This is a genomic window from Duganella guangzhouensis, from assembly GCF_009674535.1.
Lineage (GTDB): Bacteria > Pseudomonadota > Gammaproteobacteria > Burkholderiales > Burkholderiaceae_D > Rugamonas > Rugamonas guangzhouensis.
Map to the genome: position 1 here is coordinate 71807 of NZ_WKJK01000006.1, position 15361 is coordinate 87167.

Genomic DNA, 15361 nt, shown 5'->3' on the forward strand with positions numbered 1-15361 from the left:
ACTAAGCTCCCAACGCATATTGAATGATATTGACCGCAAAGCGGGTGTTGTCGACGGCGAGAAAGCGCTTGTTGCGGAAGTCGTAGTCCCACTCGCAGCCGTAGTCCTTGTTGCTGTACAGGAGCCGCACGCGGCCCCCAACTTCGATCGCCTTCAGATAGTCGTGCACCAGATCGTCGCCCCAGCCGTTCAACTCCACCGTCGTATTTGGCGGCCCATCCTCGAACTTGAAGAAGCTCGAATAAATCGGATGGTTGTTGGGGATCTTGTGCAACGCCTTCGGCCCGAAGATACGGGCGATTTCGGCCTCGAACGATTTCGCGAACAGCCCGTCGATGTCGTGGTTGCAGTCGTCCACGAACAAAAAACCGCCGCCCTTGATGTAGCGTTCCAGGTTCTTGCGCTCGGCCGCCGTGAACTGCACCAGCTTGTGGCCGGCGAAATAGCAGAACGGCGCCTCCAGCATCTTGGGGTCGGACAGCGCGACGATGCGTTCAACGGGATCGACCCGCAAGGTGGTGTATTCCACCAGCGAATTGAGCACGTTGCTGGGCATGCGGACATCCACATCCCAGTCGCCCGACTCGTAAGTCAGGCGCGTGAAATAGAAATCGTACGAGGCCACGGCAGCCCTTACACCGCGTCCGACAGCGACGTGAAGTTAAAGTCGCGCACCTTCATTGGCGGAATCAGCATCTGGAAGCGCACCTCATCGCCGCCGATCACCACCGGCTTGCCCAGTTCATCGATATTGTTCAGCATCGACACCGGGCTTTCGTTGAAGCGGAAGTTCTTGATCGGATGCTTGATCTTGCCGTTCTCGATGTAGAAAGTGCCGTCACGCGTCAGGCCAGTGAGCAGCAGCGATTGCGGATCGACCATGCGGATATACCAGGTGCGGGTAACCAGAATGCCCTTCTTGGTCGAAGCGATCAGTTCCTCGGTCGACTTGCCGCCGCCGGCCATGATCATATTGCCATGACGGCCGGTGGCGCGCTGGCCCTGCTTCTCCGCCCAGTAGCGGGTGTAATCCAGCGAAGCCACCTTGCCGCCCTTGATCACGTCCGTGCGCTCGCGCGCCAGCATGGCCTGGTCATCCCACGGCAGCACCGGCACATCCGGATTCCATGGATCGGCCCAGATGTTGACCTGTTCGTCGAACAGCTTCTCGCCCAGGCGATTGCCACCGCCCTTTTTCGACAGGAAGCTGCGACCCTCATCGGCACGACGCGCATCAAAGGCGCCGAACATGCGGCCAATGATTTCCGAAGTCGCCGCCGGTTCCAGAATCACGGTATAGCGGCCCGGCTCCAGCGCCTTGGCATCCACCGATTTGACAGCCTTCTCGATGGCCACTTCGGACGCTTCGCGCGCGTCGAACTTGCGCGCGTCGTTGGCGGAGCGGGTCACCCAGCCGGAACCGCGTCCATCCTCTGTACGGGTGGTGACGGTGAAGCCGAGGTTACTCAGCGTCTGGTAACCGAACACGCCGTTGGAATTGGCCACGGTTTCAAAGCCGTTGGTATCGCTGAAGAAGCCGGCCGCGATCAAGCCCTGCTTCTTGGCCGCGTTGATGCTGGCCGCCGCCACTTCGGCGCGGTACTCGGGATCGATGGCGGCGGTGGCCTCGCTAAAGGTTACCGATGGCTTGAATTCCTGCTTCTTGATCGCTGGCAGGAACTCCGGATTCTCCGGCGCCAGACGTGCCACGTCTTCGGCGCGGCGCACCACTCTTTCCAGCGACTTGTCGTCAAACTCATTGATCGACGCCGTGCCCTGCTTCTTGCCGAAAGCGACGCTCACGGTCAGCTGGGTGTTCTCGATCAGGCCCGCCGTCGACACCGCGTTGCGCGCATAGCGGATATTACCGTTACGGCTGCCGCTGATCTGCACGCGGCACTCGTCGGCCTTGGACAGCGACATCACCTTGTCGCAAATGCGTTTTGCTTCTTCCTGGTTCAGCATCTTCATTGTCTTATCCTATCTTGCGAGCGGTGTTAATCACGTTGATGCCGTTGAAGCGCGTGGTTGGCGAACCGTGCGACACGGCGCTGACCTGGCTAGGCTGCCCTTTGCCATCGAAGAAGGAGCCGCCCAAGCGCCAGTCGCGTTCATCGCACAGCGCCGAGCAGGCATTCCAGAACTCCTGGGTGTTGGACTGGTAAGCCACGTCCTCCAGCTGTTGGCCGATCTTGCCGTTCTTGATTTCGAAGTACAGCTGGCCGCCGAACTGGAAGTTGTAGCGCTGCTGGTCGATCGAGTACGAACCGCGCCCCAGAATGTAGATGCCCTTCTTGATGTCCTTGACCATCTCGTCCGGCGTCAGCTTCTTCTTGCCCGCTTCCAGCGACACGTTCGGCATGCGCTGGAACTGCACGCTGCTCCAGCTGTCCGCATACGAGCAGCCCTGCGACTCCTTCTCACCGATGATCTGCACCTGGTCGCGCGTGGCCTGGTAGTTGACCAGGATGCCGTTGCGGATCAGATCCCAGCGCTTGGACGCCACGCCTTCATCGTCGTAGCCCACCAGGCCGAGCGAACCCGGCGTGGTCTTGTCGGCGACGATGTTGACCAGGTCCGAACCGTACTTGAAGTTTTTCGACTGCCACTTGTCCAGCGTGGCGAAGCTGGTGCCGGCGTAATTGGCCTCGTAGCCCAGCACCCGATCCAGCTCGGTGGCGTGACCCACCGATTCGTGGATGGTCAGGAACAGGTGTTCCGGCGACAGCACCAGATCGTACTTGCCCGGATCGACCGTCTTGGCGCTCAGCTTCTCGCGCGCCTGCTTGCCGGCCGCGCGTGCATCTTCGATCAAATCGTAGGCGCCCTTGTACAGCGTGGTGACGCCGCCGGCGGCATGAATGCGATTCTCCGGTTTGCAATCGAAGAATTCAAAGCCCATGCTGGCCGGCGACGACAGGCCGTCGCGGGTGCGGAACTTGCCGCTGGCTTTATCGACGGCGGTGGCGGTGAACGGCGACCACAGACGATGAATATCCTGGTCGATGTAGGAACCGTCGGTGGAGGCAAAGTACTTCTGCTGGTTGACCTGGAACAGATTGGCCGCCATGAAGCTGGCGCCCGCATCCAGGCCGGCCTTGTTCGCCGCCAGCAGCATCTCGGCCTTGTCCTTGATCGGCACCGCGCGCCAGTCCTTCTTGAACGGCGTGGCCCATGCCACTTCGCCCACGCCCTTCACAGGCGCCAGCACCACCGGCTCGGTTTGCAGCTTGGCGTTGGCCTTGGCGATGGCCACCGCCTGGCGCGCGGCGTCGGCCACCGCATCCAGCGTCATCACGTTGGTGGCGCAGAAGCCGTAAGCGCCGTTGGCGATCACCCGCACGCCAACCCCGGACGATTCGGTGTTGACGATGTTTTCCACGTTCAGGTCACGGGTGGTGATGAACTGGTTCAGGTAACGGCCGACACGCACGTCGCAGTAGCTGGCGCCGGCCTTGGTGGCCGCGTTCATGGCGGCATCGGCCAGCGACTTCTTGAACTGCACCGCCATCGGGTTGAGCAGCTCTTCCGCCGCGATCGCATTGCCAAACACCGGCACCAGCAAACTGCCACCGGCGATGGCGCCCACTTTGAGGAATGAACGTCGTTCCATTATTACACCGCGTCCGACAAGGAAGTGAAGTTAAAGTCGCGCACCTTCATGGCGGGAATCAGCAACTGGAATTGCGACTCGTCGCCCGACAGGATTTCCGGCTTGCCGATTTCCTCGATGTTGTTCAACATCGCCACCGGACTTTCGTTGAAGCGGAAGTTCTTGATCGGGTGCTTGATCTTGCCGTTCTCGATGTAGAAAGTGCCGTCACGGGTCAAACCGGTCAGCAGCACAGATTGCGGGTCCACCATGCGGATATACCAGGTGCGGGTGACCAGGATGCCCTTCTTGGTATTGGCGATCAGCTCTTCGGTCGACTTGCTGGTGCCGGCCATGATGATATTGCCCGGCGCGCCGATGGCGCGCTTGCCCATCTTCTTGGCCCAGTACTGCGAGTAATCCAGATTGGCGATACGGCCATCCTTGATGATGTCCTGGCGTTCGCGCGCCAGCATGCTCTGACCATCCCACGGCAGCACGGCGACATCCTTGTCCCACGGGTCGGCCCACACATTGACCTGCTCATCGAACAGCTTCTCGCCCAGACGGTTGCCACCGCCCTTCTTGGCCAGGAAGCTGCGGCCCTCATCGGCCGAACGGGCATCGAAGGAGTTGAACATATAGGCCAGCACGTCCGAGGTGGCGGCCGGCTCCAGGATCACCGTGTAGCGGCCCGGCTCCAGCGCCTTGGCGTCCACCGAACGCAGCGCCTTTTCAATCGCGACATCGGACGCGGCGCGCGCGTCGAATTTGCTGGCGTCGCCCACGCTGCGCTTGACCCAGCCGGAGCCGCGGCCATCTTCGGTACGGACGGTCAGCGTGAAATCAAGGCTGGTATCGGTCTGGTAACCGAACACGCCGTTGGAATTGGCGATCGCCGTGAACTCGGTGGTGTCGGTGAAGAAGCCCGCCGCCACCAGCTTGTTCTTGCGCGAGTTCTCGATGCTGTAGGCCGCCACCTGGGCGCGGAATTCAGGATCGATGTCGGCGGTCTTCTGGAAGAAGGTCTGCGACGCCTTGTACTCCTGCTTCGACGGCGTCGGCATGAACTCCGGATTTTCCGGTGCCAGGCGCGCCAGGTCTTCGGCGCGGCGCACGGCTTTTTCCAGCGACTTGTCGTCAAATTCATTGATGGTGGCGGTGCCCTGCTTCTTGCCGAAGGCAACCGACACCGCCAGCTGCGTGTCTTCAATCAGACCGGCGGTCGACACGGCATTGCGCGCATAGCGGATATTGCCCTTGCGTTTGCCGTTGATGGCGACTTCGCACTGATCGGCCTTGGTCAGCGACAGCAGCTTGTCGCTGATACGCTTGGTCTCTTCTTGACTCAGGAATTTCATTGTTGTCTCTCTCTCCAGGCTTTAGCCGATCTTGCGGGCGGTATTGATCACGTTGACGCCGTTGAAGCGCGTGGTCGATGCGCCGTGCGACACAATCGATGACTGTGACGGCTGGCCTTTGCCGTCGAAGAAGGAACCGCCCATGCGCCAATCGCGTTCGTCGCAGATGGCCACGCAAGCGTTCCAGAATTCCTGGGTATTCGACTGATAGGCCACGTCCTCCAGCATCTGACCGATCTTGCCGTTCTTGATTTCGTAGAACAGCTGGCCGCCGAACTGGAAGTTGTAGCGCTGCTGGTCGATCGAGAACGAGCCATCGCCGACGATGTAGATGCCCTTCTTGACGTCCTTGATCATTTCGTCCGGCGTCAGCTTCTTCTTGCCGGCCTTGAGCGATACGTTCGGCATGCGCTGGAACTGCACGTTGGCCCAGTTGTCGGCATACGAGCAGCCGTGCGACTCCTTCTCGCCGATGATGTGGGCCTGATCGCGCGTGGCCTGGTAGTTGACCAGGATGCCGTCCTTGATGATGTCCCAGTTCTTGCACTTGACGCCTTCGTCGTCGTAACCGACCGCGCCCAGCGAGCCTGGCGTGGTTTTGTCGGCGAGGATGTTAACCAGCTCCGAACCGTACTTGAATTTCTTCGACTGCCATTTGTCCAGCGTGGCGAAGCTGGTGCCGGCGAAGTTGGCCTCGTAGCCCAGCACGCGATCCAGCTCGGTCGGGTGGCCCACCGATTCGTGGATGGTCAGCCACAGGTGTTCAGGCGACAGCACCAGATCGTACTTGCCCGGTTCCACCGACTTGGCTTTCAGCTTGGCCTTGGCCTGCTTGCCGGCCAGGCGCGCGTCTTCGATCAGGTCATACGATTTGGTGTACAGCGTGGTGATGCCGCCGGCCGCCTGCAGCTTGTGCTCGGGGCGTCCGTCCAGATACTCGTAGCCCATGCCGACCGGCGCCGACAAACCCTGGCGGGTGCGGAACTTGTTCTCTTTCTGATCGACGGCGGTGGCGAAGAACGGCATCCACAAACGATGCACGTCCTGGTCGATATAGGAACCATCGGTGGAAGCGAAGTACTTCTGCTGGTTGACCTGGAACAGCAAGGACTGCATGAAGCTGGCGCCGCTCTCCATGCCGGCCTTGTTGGCGGCGATCAGCAGGTCGGCCTTGTCCTTGATGGCGACGGTGCGCCAGTCCTTGATGATGGGCGTGGCCCACGACACTTCACCCACGCCTTTTACCGGCGCCAGAATCACGGGTTCGGTCTGCAGCTTGGCATTGGCCTTGGCGATCGCCACCGCCTGGCGCGCTGCGGCGGCCACGCCATCCGGCGTCATGTCGTTGGTGGCGGCAAAGCCGTAAGCGCCGCCGGCGATCACGCGCACGCCGACGCCGGCCGATTCGGTGTTGGTGACGTTGTCCACGTTCAGGTCACGGGTGGTGATGAACTGATTCAGATAGCGGCCCACGCGCACGTCGCAGTAGGAGGCGCCGGCCTGGGTGGCGGCGGTCATGGCGGTATCGGCCAGCGCTTTTTTGAACTTCACATCCACTGGCTTGAGCAGCTCTTCGGCGGCGATGGCGCGGCCAAAGGCGGGCAGCAGCATCGTGCCCATAGCCAGACTACTGATGTTGAGGAATGCACGTCGTTCCATAGTATCTCCACATTGTTACGGGCCAGCCGCCCGATGGTCCTGCTGAGGTTTCTGCGTTTTATTTGCTTTAACTGCCTGAACTACCACGATCGTTATTGTTACTTAACGTTACATCAGAATATCTGTCGCTCGTTTTTACGGATCACGCAATATTAGCGAGGGATTAAGGAGCGCAGTAGGCAAAATGTATGCCATCGGAAAGGCAAGCGCAAGTACCTGTTTTGCACGCATAAAGTGTCCGATTCGGTGTCCGCTCAGTGTCCGCATGCTGTCCGCGCCGTGTCCACGCACCTGCGCTGTGCGTGGCCGCCGTTTTGCTTGACCTGTTTGCGTGCATGGCCGATGATCGCGCAGGGCGATGCGGGCGTCGCCTAAACCCCACACTTCAGGAGATGTGCATGAAACTATCTGTACTGGCTGCGCTGGCGGCCACCTTGCTGATCGGCGCCACCGGCACCGCCAGCGCCGACGATGCACTGAAAGCGGCGGTCGCCGCGCCCTCGCGCACACCGGATTATGTGAAGCGCGACGTCTACCGCCATCCTTATGAAACACTGTCCTTCTTCGGCATCAAGCCGAATATGACGGTGGTGGAGTTGGCGCCGGGCGGCGGCTGGTACACCGAGATCCTGGCGCCGTATCTGCGCGATCACGGTAAGCTGATTACCGGTGGCAGCGACCTGGCCTCGCCCAACGAAGGTGAGCGCAAGGGCGCGGAACGCTTCCTGGCGCGCCTGAACGCCAAGCCCGAGGTCTTCAACAAGGTCGCCATCGGCGTGTTTTCGCCGGGCCGCAAATACGAGATGGCGCCGCCCAACAGCGTCGACATGGTGCTCACCTTCCGCAACATCCACAACTGGATCGAGCTGGGTCCGGACAAGACGAAGGAGCTGTTCGCCAACCTGTACACGGTGCTGAAACCGGGCGGCGTGCTGGGGGTGGAGGAGCACCGGCTGCCGGCGTCGAAAACCCAGGACGCCACCGCCAGCAGCGGTTATATGCATGAAGCCTATGTGATCAAACTGGCGGAGGCGGCCGGCTTCAAGCTGGCCGCCAAGTCGGAGGTGAACGCCAATCCGAAAGACACGGCCGACCACAAGGGCGGCGTGTGGGCGCTGCCGCCAACGCTGGACAACAAGGACGAGGACCGCGCCAAATATCTGGCCATCGGCGAGAGCGACCGCATGACGCTCAAGTTCGTGAAGCCGAAATAATCAGAAACGCGTAAATTTGGTTTCATCCGGCGCGCTGTCGGTGGACAGCGCCACGCTGCGCGCCGGCCGCCCGGCAGCCGCGGGTTTCAATTTCGACGGCCGCCGCACCGATGCCACCAGCGGCGCGCCATCGTCCACCGCGTACTGCTTGAACACCGCCATCAAGCGCCGCAGCTGATCGGCCTGCGCGCTCATTTCTTCCGAGGTCGCCGCCAGCTCTTCCGAGCTGGCCGCGTTGACCTGTGTGGTTTCGCTCAGCTGCATCACCGCGCCGTTAATCTGACGCACTCCAGACGACTGTTCTTCCGACGCCGCCGTGATCTCCTGCACCAGCTCCGAAGTCTTGCGGATATTGGGCGCCAGCTGGTCGAACATGGCGCCGGCCTGCTCGGCCAGTTTGACGCTGTCGGCCGCCACCTCGCCGATCTCCTGCGCCGCCACCTGGCTGCGTTCGGCCAGCTTGCGTACCTCGGCCGCCACTACCGCGAAGCCCTTGCCATGCTCGCCGGCGCGCGCTGCCTCGATCGCCGCGTTCAGCGCCAACAGGTTGGTCTGATAAGCGATATCGTCGATGATGCCGATCTTGCCGGCGATTTGCTTCATGGCCGATGCGGTGGCCTTCACCACTTCGCCGCCGCGCGCCGCTTCCACCGCCGCCTGGGTGGCGATGCCGTCGGTGATTTTGGCGTTCTCGGTGTTTTGCGCGATCGAGGCGGTCATCTGCTCGATCGAGGCGCTGGTTTCCTCCACGCCCGCCGCCTGCTCGCTGGCCGCCTGCGACAGCGACTGCGCCGTCGCGCTGACTTCCTGCGAGGCGCCGGACAGACTGGCCACCACCGTCTGCACTTCGCGCACAATGCCGGCCAGACTGCGCGACAGCCACACCGCCAGCACGCAGCCGAGTAGCGCGATCACCACGTCCACCGCCAGTATCATCTGCTTGGCGGAGCTGGTGACCTCGCCCATGGCTTCCGACTCTTGCTGGGTTTCGGCGTCGTTCACCTTGAGCAGCTTGCGGAAGGCGGTGGCGATGGCGTCATCGGCGCCCTTGATGGCTTTGTCCATGTCGACAACGCTGGCGCCCTTTTCCTGCATCGCCTCCAGCTGGACCATGCTGCTGTCGTAACTCTTCAGGCCCGCCAGCACTTCGCCCAGCAGCACCTGCTCTTCCGACGTCAGCGCGCCGGCGGCGCGGTAGTTGTTCATCTCTTTGTCTATGACAGCGAGATCGGCGCGGAACTTGGCGTTGTTGTCGCCCCCGCGCAGCAGATAGTTCTTGAAGTGGCGCACCGCGTGGCCGTGCGCCGTCACGCCTTCCAGCACCGCGTTCTTGCGCGCCAGCGTCACGTGTTCGAAATCGCTCCAGTGCTGGTGCAGCGAACTCAGTTTGCTGAAGGCGATTAAGCCCATCAGTATCACCAGCAGGACGATGACGCCAAAACCGGCATGCAGCCGGGTCTCCATTTTCATATGCGTGAACATGGGTGAATACTCCTCGGGCAGACAGGATCTCCGTTCATTGTGATCCAATATTGGCCGGGAATTCTCACCAAAACTAACGGTGTGCGGTACTATCTGCAAGGTCCGGGAACCAGTTGCGGTGAATGCGCAACAGCGTACCGTCACGCCGCATCTGGTCAAGCGCCTGCTGCCACTGCGCGACCAGCGCGTCCGGTGCGTACAGGGGAAACGCGAAATAGCTATGGATGGTCATCACCCGCAACACCGGCTCCACCACATCGGCCGAGACGCCAGCCTGCCGCAGCAGAAAGGGCAGCTGCTCGCGGTCCAGCACCATCGCCTTGCGGCGCCCCGCCAGCAGCATGGCCAGCATGGTTTGCGAAGAGTTCACCGGGTCCAGATTGGTAAAGCCGGCAATGCGCAAATATTGATGGGTATAGAAATCGCGCGGCACCAGCACCCCATCCAGCGCACGCAAATCAGCCAGGTTGCCGAGGCGCAGGCGTGAACTGCGCAGCGCGTACACCACGCTTTGCGACTCCAGCACCGGCCCCACCCAACGGAACAGCGGCTCGCGTTCCGGCGTGCGCTTGGGGCATATCAGCATGATGTTGGCGCCATCGACGGCGAGACGGTAGGCGCGTGCCCACGGCAGCAATTCCACCCGCGTGCGGTCCTTGATGCGGCGCTGAATCTCGTGCGCCAGATCGACGCAATAGCCGGTTGGCGTGCCGTCGCGCATAAAGCTAAGCGGCGGGATGACGGCGCCGAAAATGCGCATCGATTCGCGCGGCGGCGCCGGCGTAGGCGCCGCTGCCACCGCTGCTGCCGGCACGGCCAGCAGCAGCGCAAGGGCCAGAGATGCGCAGCGCATCGCCGGCCTCCACTCAGAACTTCACAAAATTGGTTTCATCCGGTTCGCCCATTTCCGGCATGCGCCGGCTGGAGGCAGCACCCACCGCCGGGCGGCCACCGCGACCAGGCTTGCGGGTGTGAACCACCGGCGCGCGCGGTGCGCGGCTGGCGCCGGCCAGCTTGAAGAAGGACATGGCCTGCTGCAGTTGCTCGGCCTGACCGCTCATCTCTTCCGCCGTCGCCGCCAGCTGTTCGGAGCTGGACGCGTTCTGCTGCGTGGTCTGGCTCAACTGCGTGACGGCGGCGTTGATCTGGCCGACGCCGGCCGATTGTTCTTCCGACGCCGCCGTGATCTCCTGCACCAGGTTGGAGGTGCGGCGGATATTCGGCACCATCTCGTCCAGCAAGCGCCCCGCCTTGTCGGCCAGCTCCACGCTGCTGGACGCCACCTGTTCGATTTCCTGCGCCGCCACCTGCGAACGTTCGGCCAGTTTGCGCACCTCGGCCGCCACGACCGCGAAACCCTTGCCATGCTCGCCGGCTCGCGCCGCCTCGATCGCCGCGTTCAGCGCCAGCAGATTGGTCTGGTAAGCGATATCGTCGATGATGCTGATCTTCTTGGCGATCTGCTGCATCGCCGCCACCGTCGACTTGACCGCCTCGCCGCCTTCGGCCGCCTCCACCGCAGCCTTGCTGGCGATGCCGTCGGTGACCTTGGCGTTCTCGGTGTTCTGAGAAATCGAGGCCGTCATCTGCTCCACCGAGGCGCTGGTTTGCTCGGTGCCCGCGGCCTGCTCGCTGGCCGCCTGCGACAAGGACTGCGCCGTCGCGCTGACCTCTTCCGACGCCGACGCCAGCGCCTCGGCGCCGTTGTTCACTTCCTGCACCACCTGCGACAGCTTTTCGATCATGCTCTTCATCGCCGCCAGCAGGCTGCTGGTATCGCCGTTCTTCAGCTGCACATCGACGCGCAGATCGCCGTCCGCCACCTGGCGCACAATCTCGGCCGCATACGAAGGATCGCCGCCCAGCTGCTTGAGAATGTCGCGCAAAATCAGCAGCCCCAGGCCGACCAGCACCAGCAGCGCCACCGCCGACGCGCTATACATGCGCGAGGTGGCGGCGGTCGATGCCGCATCGGCCTCCTTCACCGCATCCTCACCATAGCCGACGTTCAGGTCCACCAGCTTCTGCAGGCTGTCATCGATATCGCGGAAGATCTGCTTGTTCTCCGTCAGATTGCGGTGCACCGCGACAAACAATTCCTTGCGCTTGGCCGTGTCGACGCCCTGCATCTGCGTCAGCAACTGAGCCAGTTCAGCGTCGGTTTGCTTCCACGTGGTCCACTGCTTGACGAAGGTCTTCCACAGCGTGGCCTCGTCGGGCGACTGCGGCAAAGCGTCATAGATCGCCCATGCCTTGTCGATGCCGGCCATGGTGTCGGTGCGGCGCTTGATCTGCTGCGTGATTTCCGCTGTGTCATCCGGATACAGCGCCAGAGCGTCCACCGCGCGGTTGGCGGAACGCAGCGCGGTCTTGCCTTCATTGATGGCCATCAGCGCCTGCACCGAAGGCATGCGGTTCTTGCCTATCTCGGCCAGCATGCTGCCCTCCTTCTGCAGCCCCTGGAAAGCAATCACCACCACCAGCAACAGCGCCAGCACCGCAACGCCGATCAGCGTCAGGATCTTGGTCCTGACTGTCAGGTTTCTGAACATATAAAGTCTCCTAGGGGATGTGTGCAACGAATTCCTGTAAATGCAGCGTCGATACCAGGTGCTGCACATTCAACAGCAGCACGAAGCGGCCTTGTACCTTGCCGATGCCATGCAGCAGATCGGCCTTGACGGCGCCAAAGCGCGGCGCCGGTTCGATGTCGATGGCAGGGATGTCCAGCACCGCGTTCACCGCATCAACCAGAATGCCGATCACCAGCGCGCCTTCCTCGCTCGCCACCTCGACCACGATGATGCAAGTGCGTTTGCTGATGGCGGAAGGCTCGCGGTCCAGCCGCCGCGCCAGATTCAGCACCGGCACCGCCGTGCCGCGCAAATTGATGATGCCGCTGATCGACGGCGGCATTTGCGGCACCGGCGTCACGCCGGCGTATTCCAGAATCTCGCGCACCGCCAATATGCCCATCGCGAACATGTCCTGCCCCAGCATGAAGCTGAGGTACTGCGCCGACGCCTGCTGCGCGGCGCCGTCCGGCGGCGGCTCGGCTGCGGTCAAGGTATGCATGGCTAGCCTCGCTCAAAATTTGACGAAGTGCGACTCGTCCGGCTCCGTCACTTCACTCATGCGCCGGCTGGACACCGCGCCGATGGCCGCGCGGCCGCCACGCCCCGGCTTGCGGGTGCTGACCGCAGGCGTGCGCACCGGACGCGGGCCGCCGGCCAGCTTGAAGAAGGACATGGTGTGCTGCAGCTGCTCGGCCTGGCCGCTCATCTCTTCCGCCGTCGCCGCCAACTCCTCGGAGCTGGACGCGTTCTGCTGCGTGGTCTGGCTCAACTGCGTGACGGCGGCGTTGATCTGGCCAACGCCGGCCGACTGCTCTTCCGACGCCGCCGTGATCTCCTGCACCAGATTGGAGGTGCGACGGATGTTGGGCACCATCTCGTCCAGCAAGCGCCCCGCCTTGTCCGCCAGCTCCACGCTGCTGGACGCCACCTGTTCGATTTCCTGCGCCGCCACCTGGCTGCGTTCGGCCAGCTTGCGCACCTCGGCCGCCACCACCGCGAAGCCCTTGCCATGCTCGCCGGCGCGCGCCGCCTCGATCGCCGCGTTCAGCGCCAGCAGATTGGTCTGGTAAGCGATATCGTCGATGATGCTGATCTTCTTGGCGATCTGCTGCATCGCCGCCACCGTCGACTTGACCGCCTCGCCGCCTTCGGCCGCTTCCACCGCCGCCTTGCTGGCGATGCCGTCGGTGACCTTGGCGTTTTCGGTGTTCTGCGAAATCGAGGCCGTCATCTGCTCCACCGAAGCGCTGGTTTCCTCGGTGCCCGCGGCTTGCTCGCTGGCCGCCTGCGACAGCGACTGCGCGGTGGCGCTGACTTCTTCCGATGCCGACGCCAGCGCCTCGGCGCCGTTGTTCACTTCCTGCACCACCTGCGACAGCTTCTCGATCATGCCCTTCATCGCCGCCAGCAGGCTGCCGGTATCGCCACTCCTCAGCTGCACATCCACGCGCAGATCACCGTCCGCTACCAGACGCACGATCTCGGCCGCATACGAAGGATCGCCGCCCAGCTGCTTCATGATGCCGCTCAGGATCAACAGGCCAATCACCACCAGCAGCGCCAGCGCAATGCCGGAGGCCAGATACATGCTGCGCAGCGCGGCCGCCGACGCCGCGTCCGCATCCTTGACCGCCTGATCGCCATACTGGATGTTCAGCGCCACCAGCTTGTTGATGCTCTCTTCCGCATCGCGAAAGACAGTGCGGTTGTCCTTGATCGCGGCATGCAGGCTGCTGAACAATTCGCGCCGCTTGGCGGCATCGGCACGCAGGATCTGACTGGCCATGTCGCTCACCACGGCGTCGCGCTGCTTCCACGCGTCCCACTGCTTGACGAAGATCTTCCACAGCGCGGCTTCCTCCGAGCTCTGTGGCAAGGGCTCATAGATTTTCCAGCCCTTGTCGATGGCGGCCCAAGCCTGCTGCTTGCGTTCCAGCTCGTGGGTGATCTCGGCCACGTCGTCCGGATAGGCCGACATCGCGTCGATGGCGCGGCTGGCCGAACGCGCCGCCGTCTGCGCCTCCGAAATCATTTGCAGCCCCTGCACCGAGGGCATGCGGTTGCCGCCGATTTCTGCCAGCATCTCGCTCTGTGTCTTCATGCCCGAGAAGGCAATCAGCATCACCGTCAGCAGGGCGATCACCGCCACCGCCAGCAAAATCAAAATCTTGGTCCTGACCTGCAACGTCGCTAACATGATGCCCCCCCAGCTTTGGTTGTCGTTATTCTGATCCCGCCAGCGCGCGCAAGCGGCGCCGGTCCTGTCGCATCCAGCCCACCAGCGCTTCGGCCGGCATCGGCTTGGCCAGCAAATAGCCCTGGGCCATGTCGCAACCAAGGTCGCGCAACAGCTTCCAGTCCTCCTCCGTTTCCACCCCTTCGGCCACCGTCGCCACGCCCAGGCTCTGGCCCAGATCGAGCGCGCTTTTCAGCACCTTGTGGCGGTTGGGCCACTGCGCCGCGCCATTGACGAAGGCGCGGTCTATCTTCAGTTCCGTGAACGGACAGCGCGCAAACTGCTGCATCGACGAATAACCGATGCCGAAATCGTCCATCGCCAGCCCATAGCCCATCAGCCGCAGCCGGCCCATATTGGTCAGCGCCTGCGACAGCTGGCGCATCACGCTGGTCTCGGTGACCTCCCACACCAGCCAGCCCGGCGCCACGCCGGAAGCACTGACCTGCGCCGTCAGGCGGTCGATGAAGCCACGTTCGGCCAGGTTATCGGCCGACAGGTTGACCGACACCGTCAGCGGCGGCAAGCCGGCCTTCTGCCACTGCAGGATGTGTTGCAGCACCTGCTGCACCATCGCCAGCGTGAATTCGGCCATCAGCGGCTGTCCCTCCAGCGTGTCGATGAAGTGCGCCGGCGACAGCAAGCCGCGCTGCGGATGCTGCCAGCGCGCCAGCGCCTCCACGCCTTTCAGCTGGCCATGCTGCATCGATACCTTGGGCTGGAACCAGGGCAGGAATTCATTGCGCGCCAATGCCTGCGCCAACTCGTCCAGCGTGGCCTGCGGCGGCGGCATGGCGACGGAGGGCGCGCAATCGCGGCTGCGTCCCTCTGCCTTGTACAGCAACTGCGTCAGCGGCTCCAGTTGCACCGGTTTGAGCAGGGTGCCCAGCAGTCCGATCGCCGCGTCTTCGCAGGCCATGCTCTCGATGATCTCCAGCAGACGTGGATCGCGCGCGCTGACCACGATCAGGTGCTCCGCCAGCCGGCGCTCGCGCAGCTGGCAAGTCAGCTCAATGCCATCCATGCCCGGCATCTCCAGATCGGTCAGCACCAGGAACAGCGGCTCCGCTTCGCGTTCCAGCAGCTGCAAAGCCTCGTTGCCATCACCCGCCTCCAGAATCTCGCCAAACGCCAGCTGGCGCAGCAAGCCGACCAGATAGCCGCGCTGCACCACGCTGTCCTCCACCACCAGCACGCGGCGGCCGGCCCAGGCGAAAGTGGCGGCTGGCTGAGTGCTCATG

12 protein-coding genes are annotated in these 15361 nt (G+C 62.8%); 1 reads left to right on the plus strand and 11 read right to left on the minus strand.

Features of this window, described 5'->3' with window-relative positions:
- Position 1: 1 nt before the first annotated feature.
- Genes GJ699_RS12965 through GJ699_RS12985 form a run of 5 tightly spaced genes read right to left on the minus strand, consistent with a single transcriptional unit; the run spans position 2 to position 6612 of the window.
- The gene (locus GJ699_RS12965; RefSeq protein WP_371867551.1) at positions 2-625 is read right to left on the minus strand and encodes a DUF4159 domain-containing protein; all 624 of its coding nucleotides are present in this window, start codon (positions 623-625) and stop codon (positions 2-4) included.
- A gap of 8 nt (positions 626-633) precedes the next feature.
- Positions 634-1971, minus strand: coding sequence for a TldD/PmbA family protein (locus tag GJ699_RS12970; RefSeq protein ID WP_154376802.1), 1338 nt, complete (start codon positions 1969-1971; stop codon positions 634-636).
- Positions 1972-1975: 4 nt separating this feature from the next.
- Positions 1976-3613, minus strand: coding sequence for a TldD/PmbA family protein (locus GJ699_RS12975; RefSeq protein ID WP_154376804.1), 1638 nt, complete (start codon positions 3611-3613; stop codon positions 1976-1978).
- Positions 3614-3615: 2 nt separating this feature from the next.
- A complete protein-coding gene (locus tag GJ699_RS12980) occupies positions 3616-4953 on the minus strand; it encodes a TldD/PmbA family protein (RefSeq protein WP_154376806.1) in 1338 nt (445 codons plus the stop codon).
- A gap of 21 nt (positions 4954-4974) precedes the next feature.
- Positions 4975-6612 (minus strand): TldD/PmbA family protein, encoded by a 1638-nt coding sequence (locus GJ699_RS12985; RefSeq protein ID WP_154376808.1) that lies wholly within the window; start codon positions 6610-6612, stop codon positions 4975-4977.
- Positions 6613-7010: 398 nt separating this feature from the next.
- Between GJ699_RS12985 and GJ699_RS12990 the strand changes: the two genes are divergently transcribed.
- The gene (locus GJ699_RS12990; protein WP_154376810.1) at positions 7011-7826 is read left to right on the plus strand and encodes a class I SAM-dependent methyltransferase; all 816 of its coding nucleotides are present in this window, start codon (positions 7011-7013) and stop codon (positions 7824-7826) included.
- On the opposite strand, the gene GJ699_RS12995 is transcribed toward GJ699_RS12990, so the two are convergent.
- The 6 genes from GJ699_RS12995 to GJ699_RS13020 all read right to left on the minus strand — a co-directional run bounded on the left by GJ699_RS12995 (position 7827) and on the right by GJ699_RS13020 (position 15360).
- On the minus strand, positions 7827-9308 hold the full coding sequence (locus GJ699_RS12995) for a methyl-accepting chemotaxis protein (RefSeq protein WP_154376812.1): 1482 nt from the start codon (positions 9306-9308) through the stop codon (positions 7827-7829).
- Between the two features lie 73 nt (positions 9309-9381).
- Complete coding sequence (locus tag GJ699_RS13000; protein ID WP_154376814.1) at positions 9382-10161, minus strand: substrate-binding periplasmic protein; 780 nt, start codon at positions 10159-10161, stop codon at positions 9382-9384.
- A gap of 13 nt (positions 10162-10174) precedes the next feature.
- Positions 10175-11860 carry a methyl-accepting chemotaxis protein gene (locus GJ699_RS13005; protein WP_154376816.1) on the minus strand — a complete coding sequence of 562 codons (1686 nt, stop codon included), beginning with the start codon at positions 11858-11860 and terminating at the stop codon, positions 10175-10177.
- 10 nt (positions 11861-11870) lie between these two features.
- Positions 11871-12383, minus strand: coding sequence for a chemotaxis protein CheW (locus tag GJ699_RS13010; RefSeq protein WP_154376818.1), 513 nt, complete (start codon positions 12381-12383; stop codon positions 11871-11873).
- Positions 12384-12395: 12 nt separating this feature from the next.
- Positions 12396-14081: a methyl-accepting chemotaxis protein gene (locus GJ699_RS13015; protein WP_154376820.1), complete on the minus strand. Its 1686-nt coding sequence runs from the start codon at positions 14079-14081 to the stop codon at positions 12396-12398.
- A gap of 25 nt (positions 14082-14106) precedes the next feature.
- Positions 14107-15360 (minus strand): EAL domain-containing response regulator, encoded by a 1254-nt coding sequence (locus GJ699_RS13020; protein WP_154376822.1) that lies wholly within the window; start codon positions 15358-15360, stop codon positions 14107-14109.
- Position 15361: the final 1 nt, after the last annotated feature.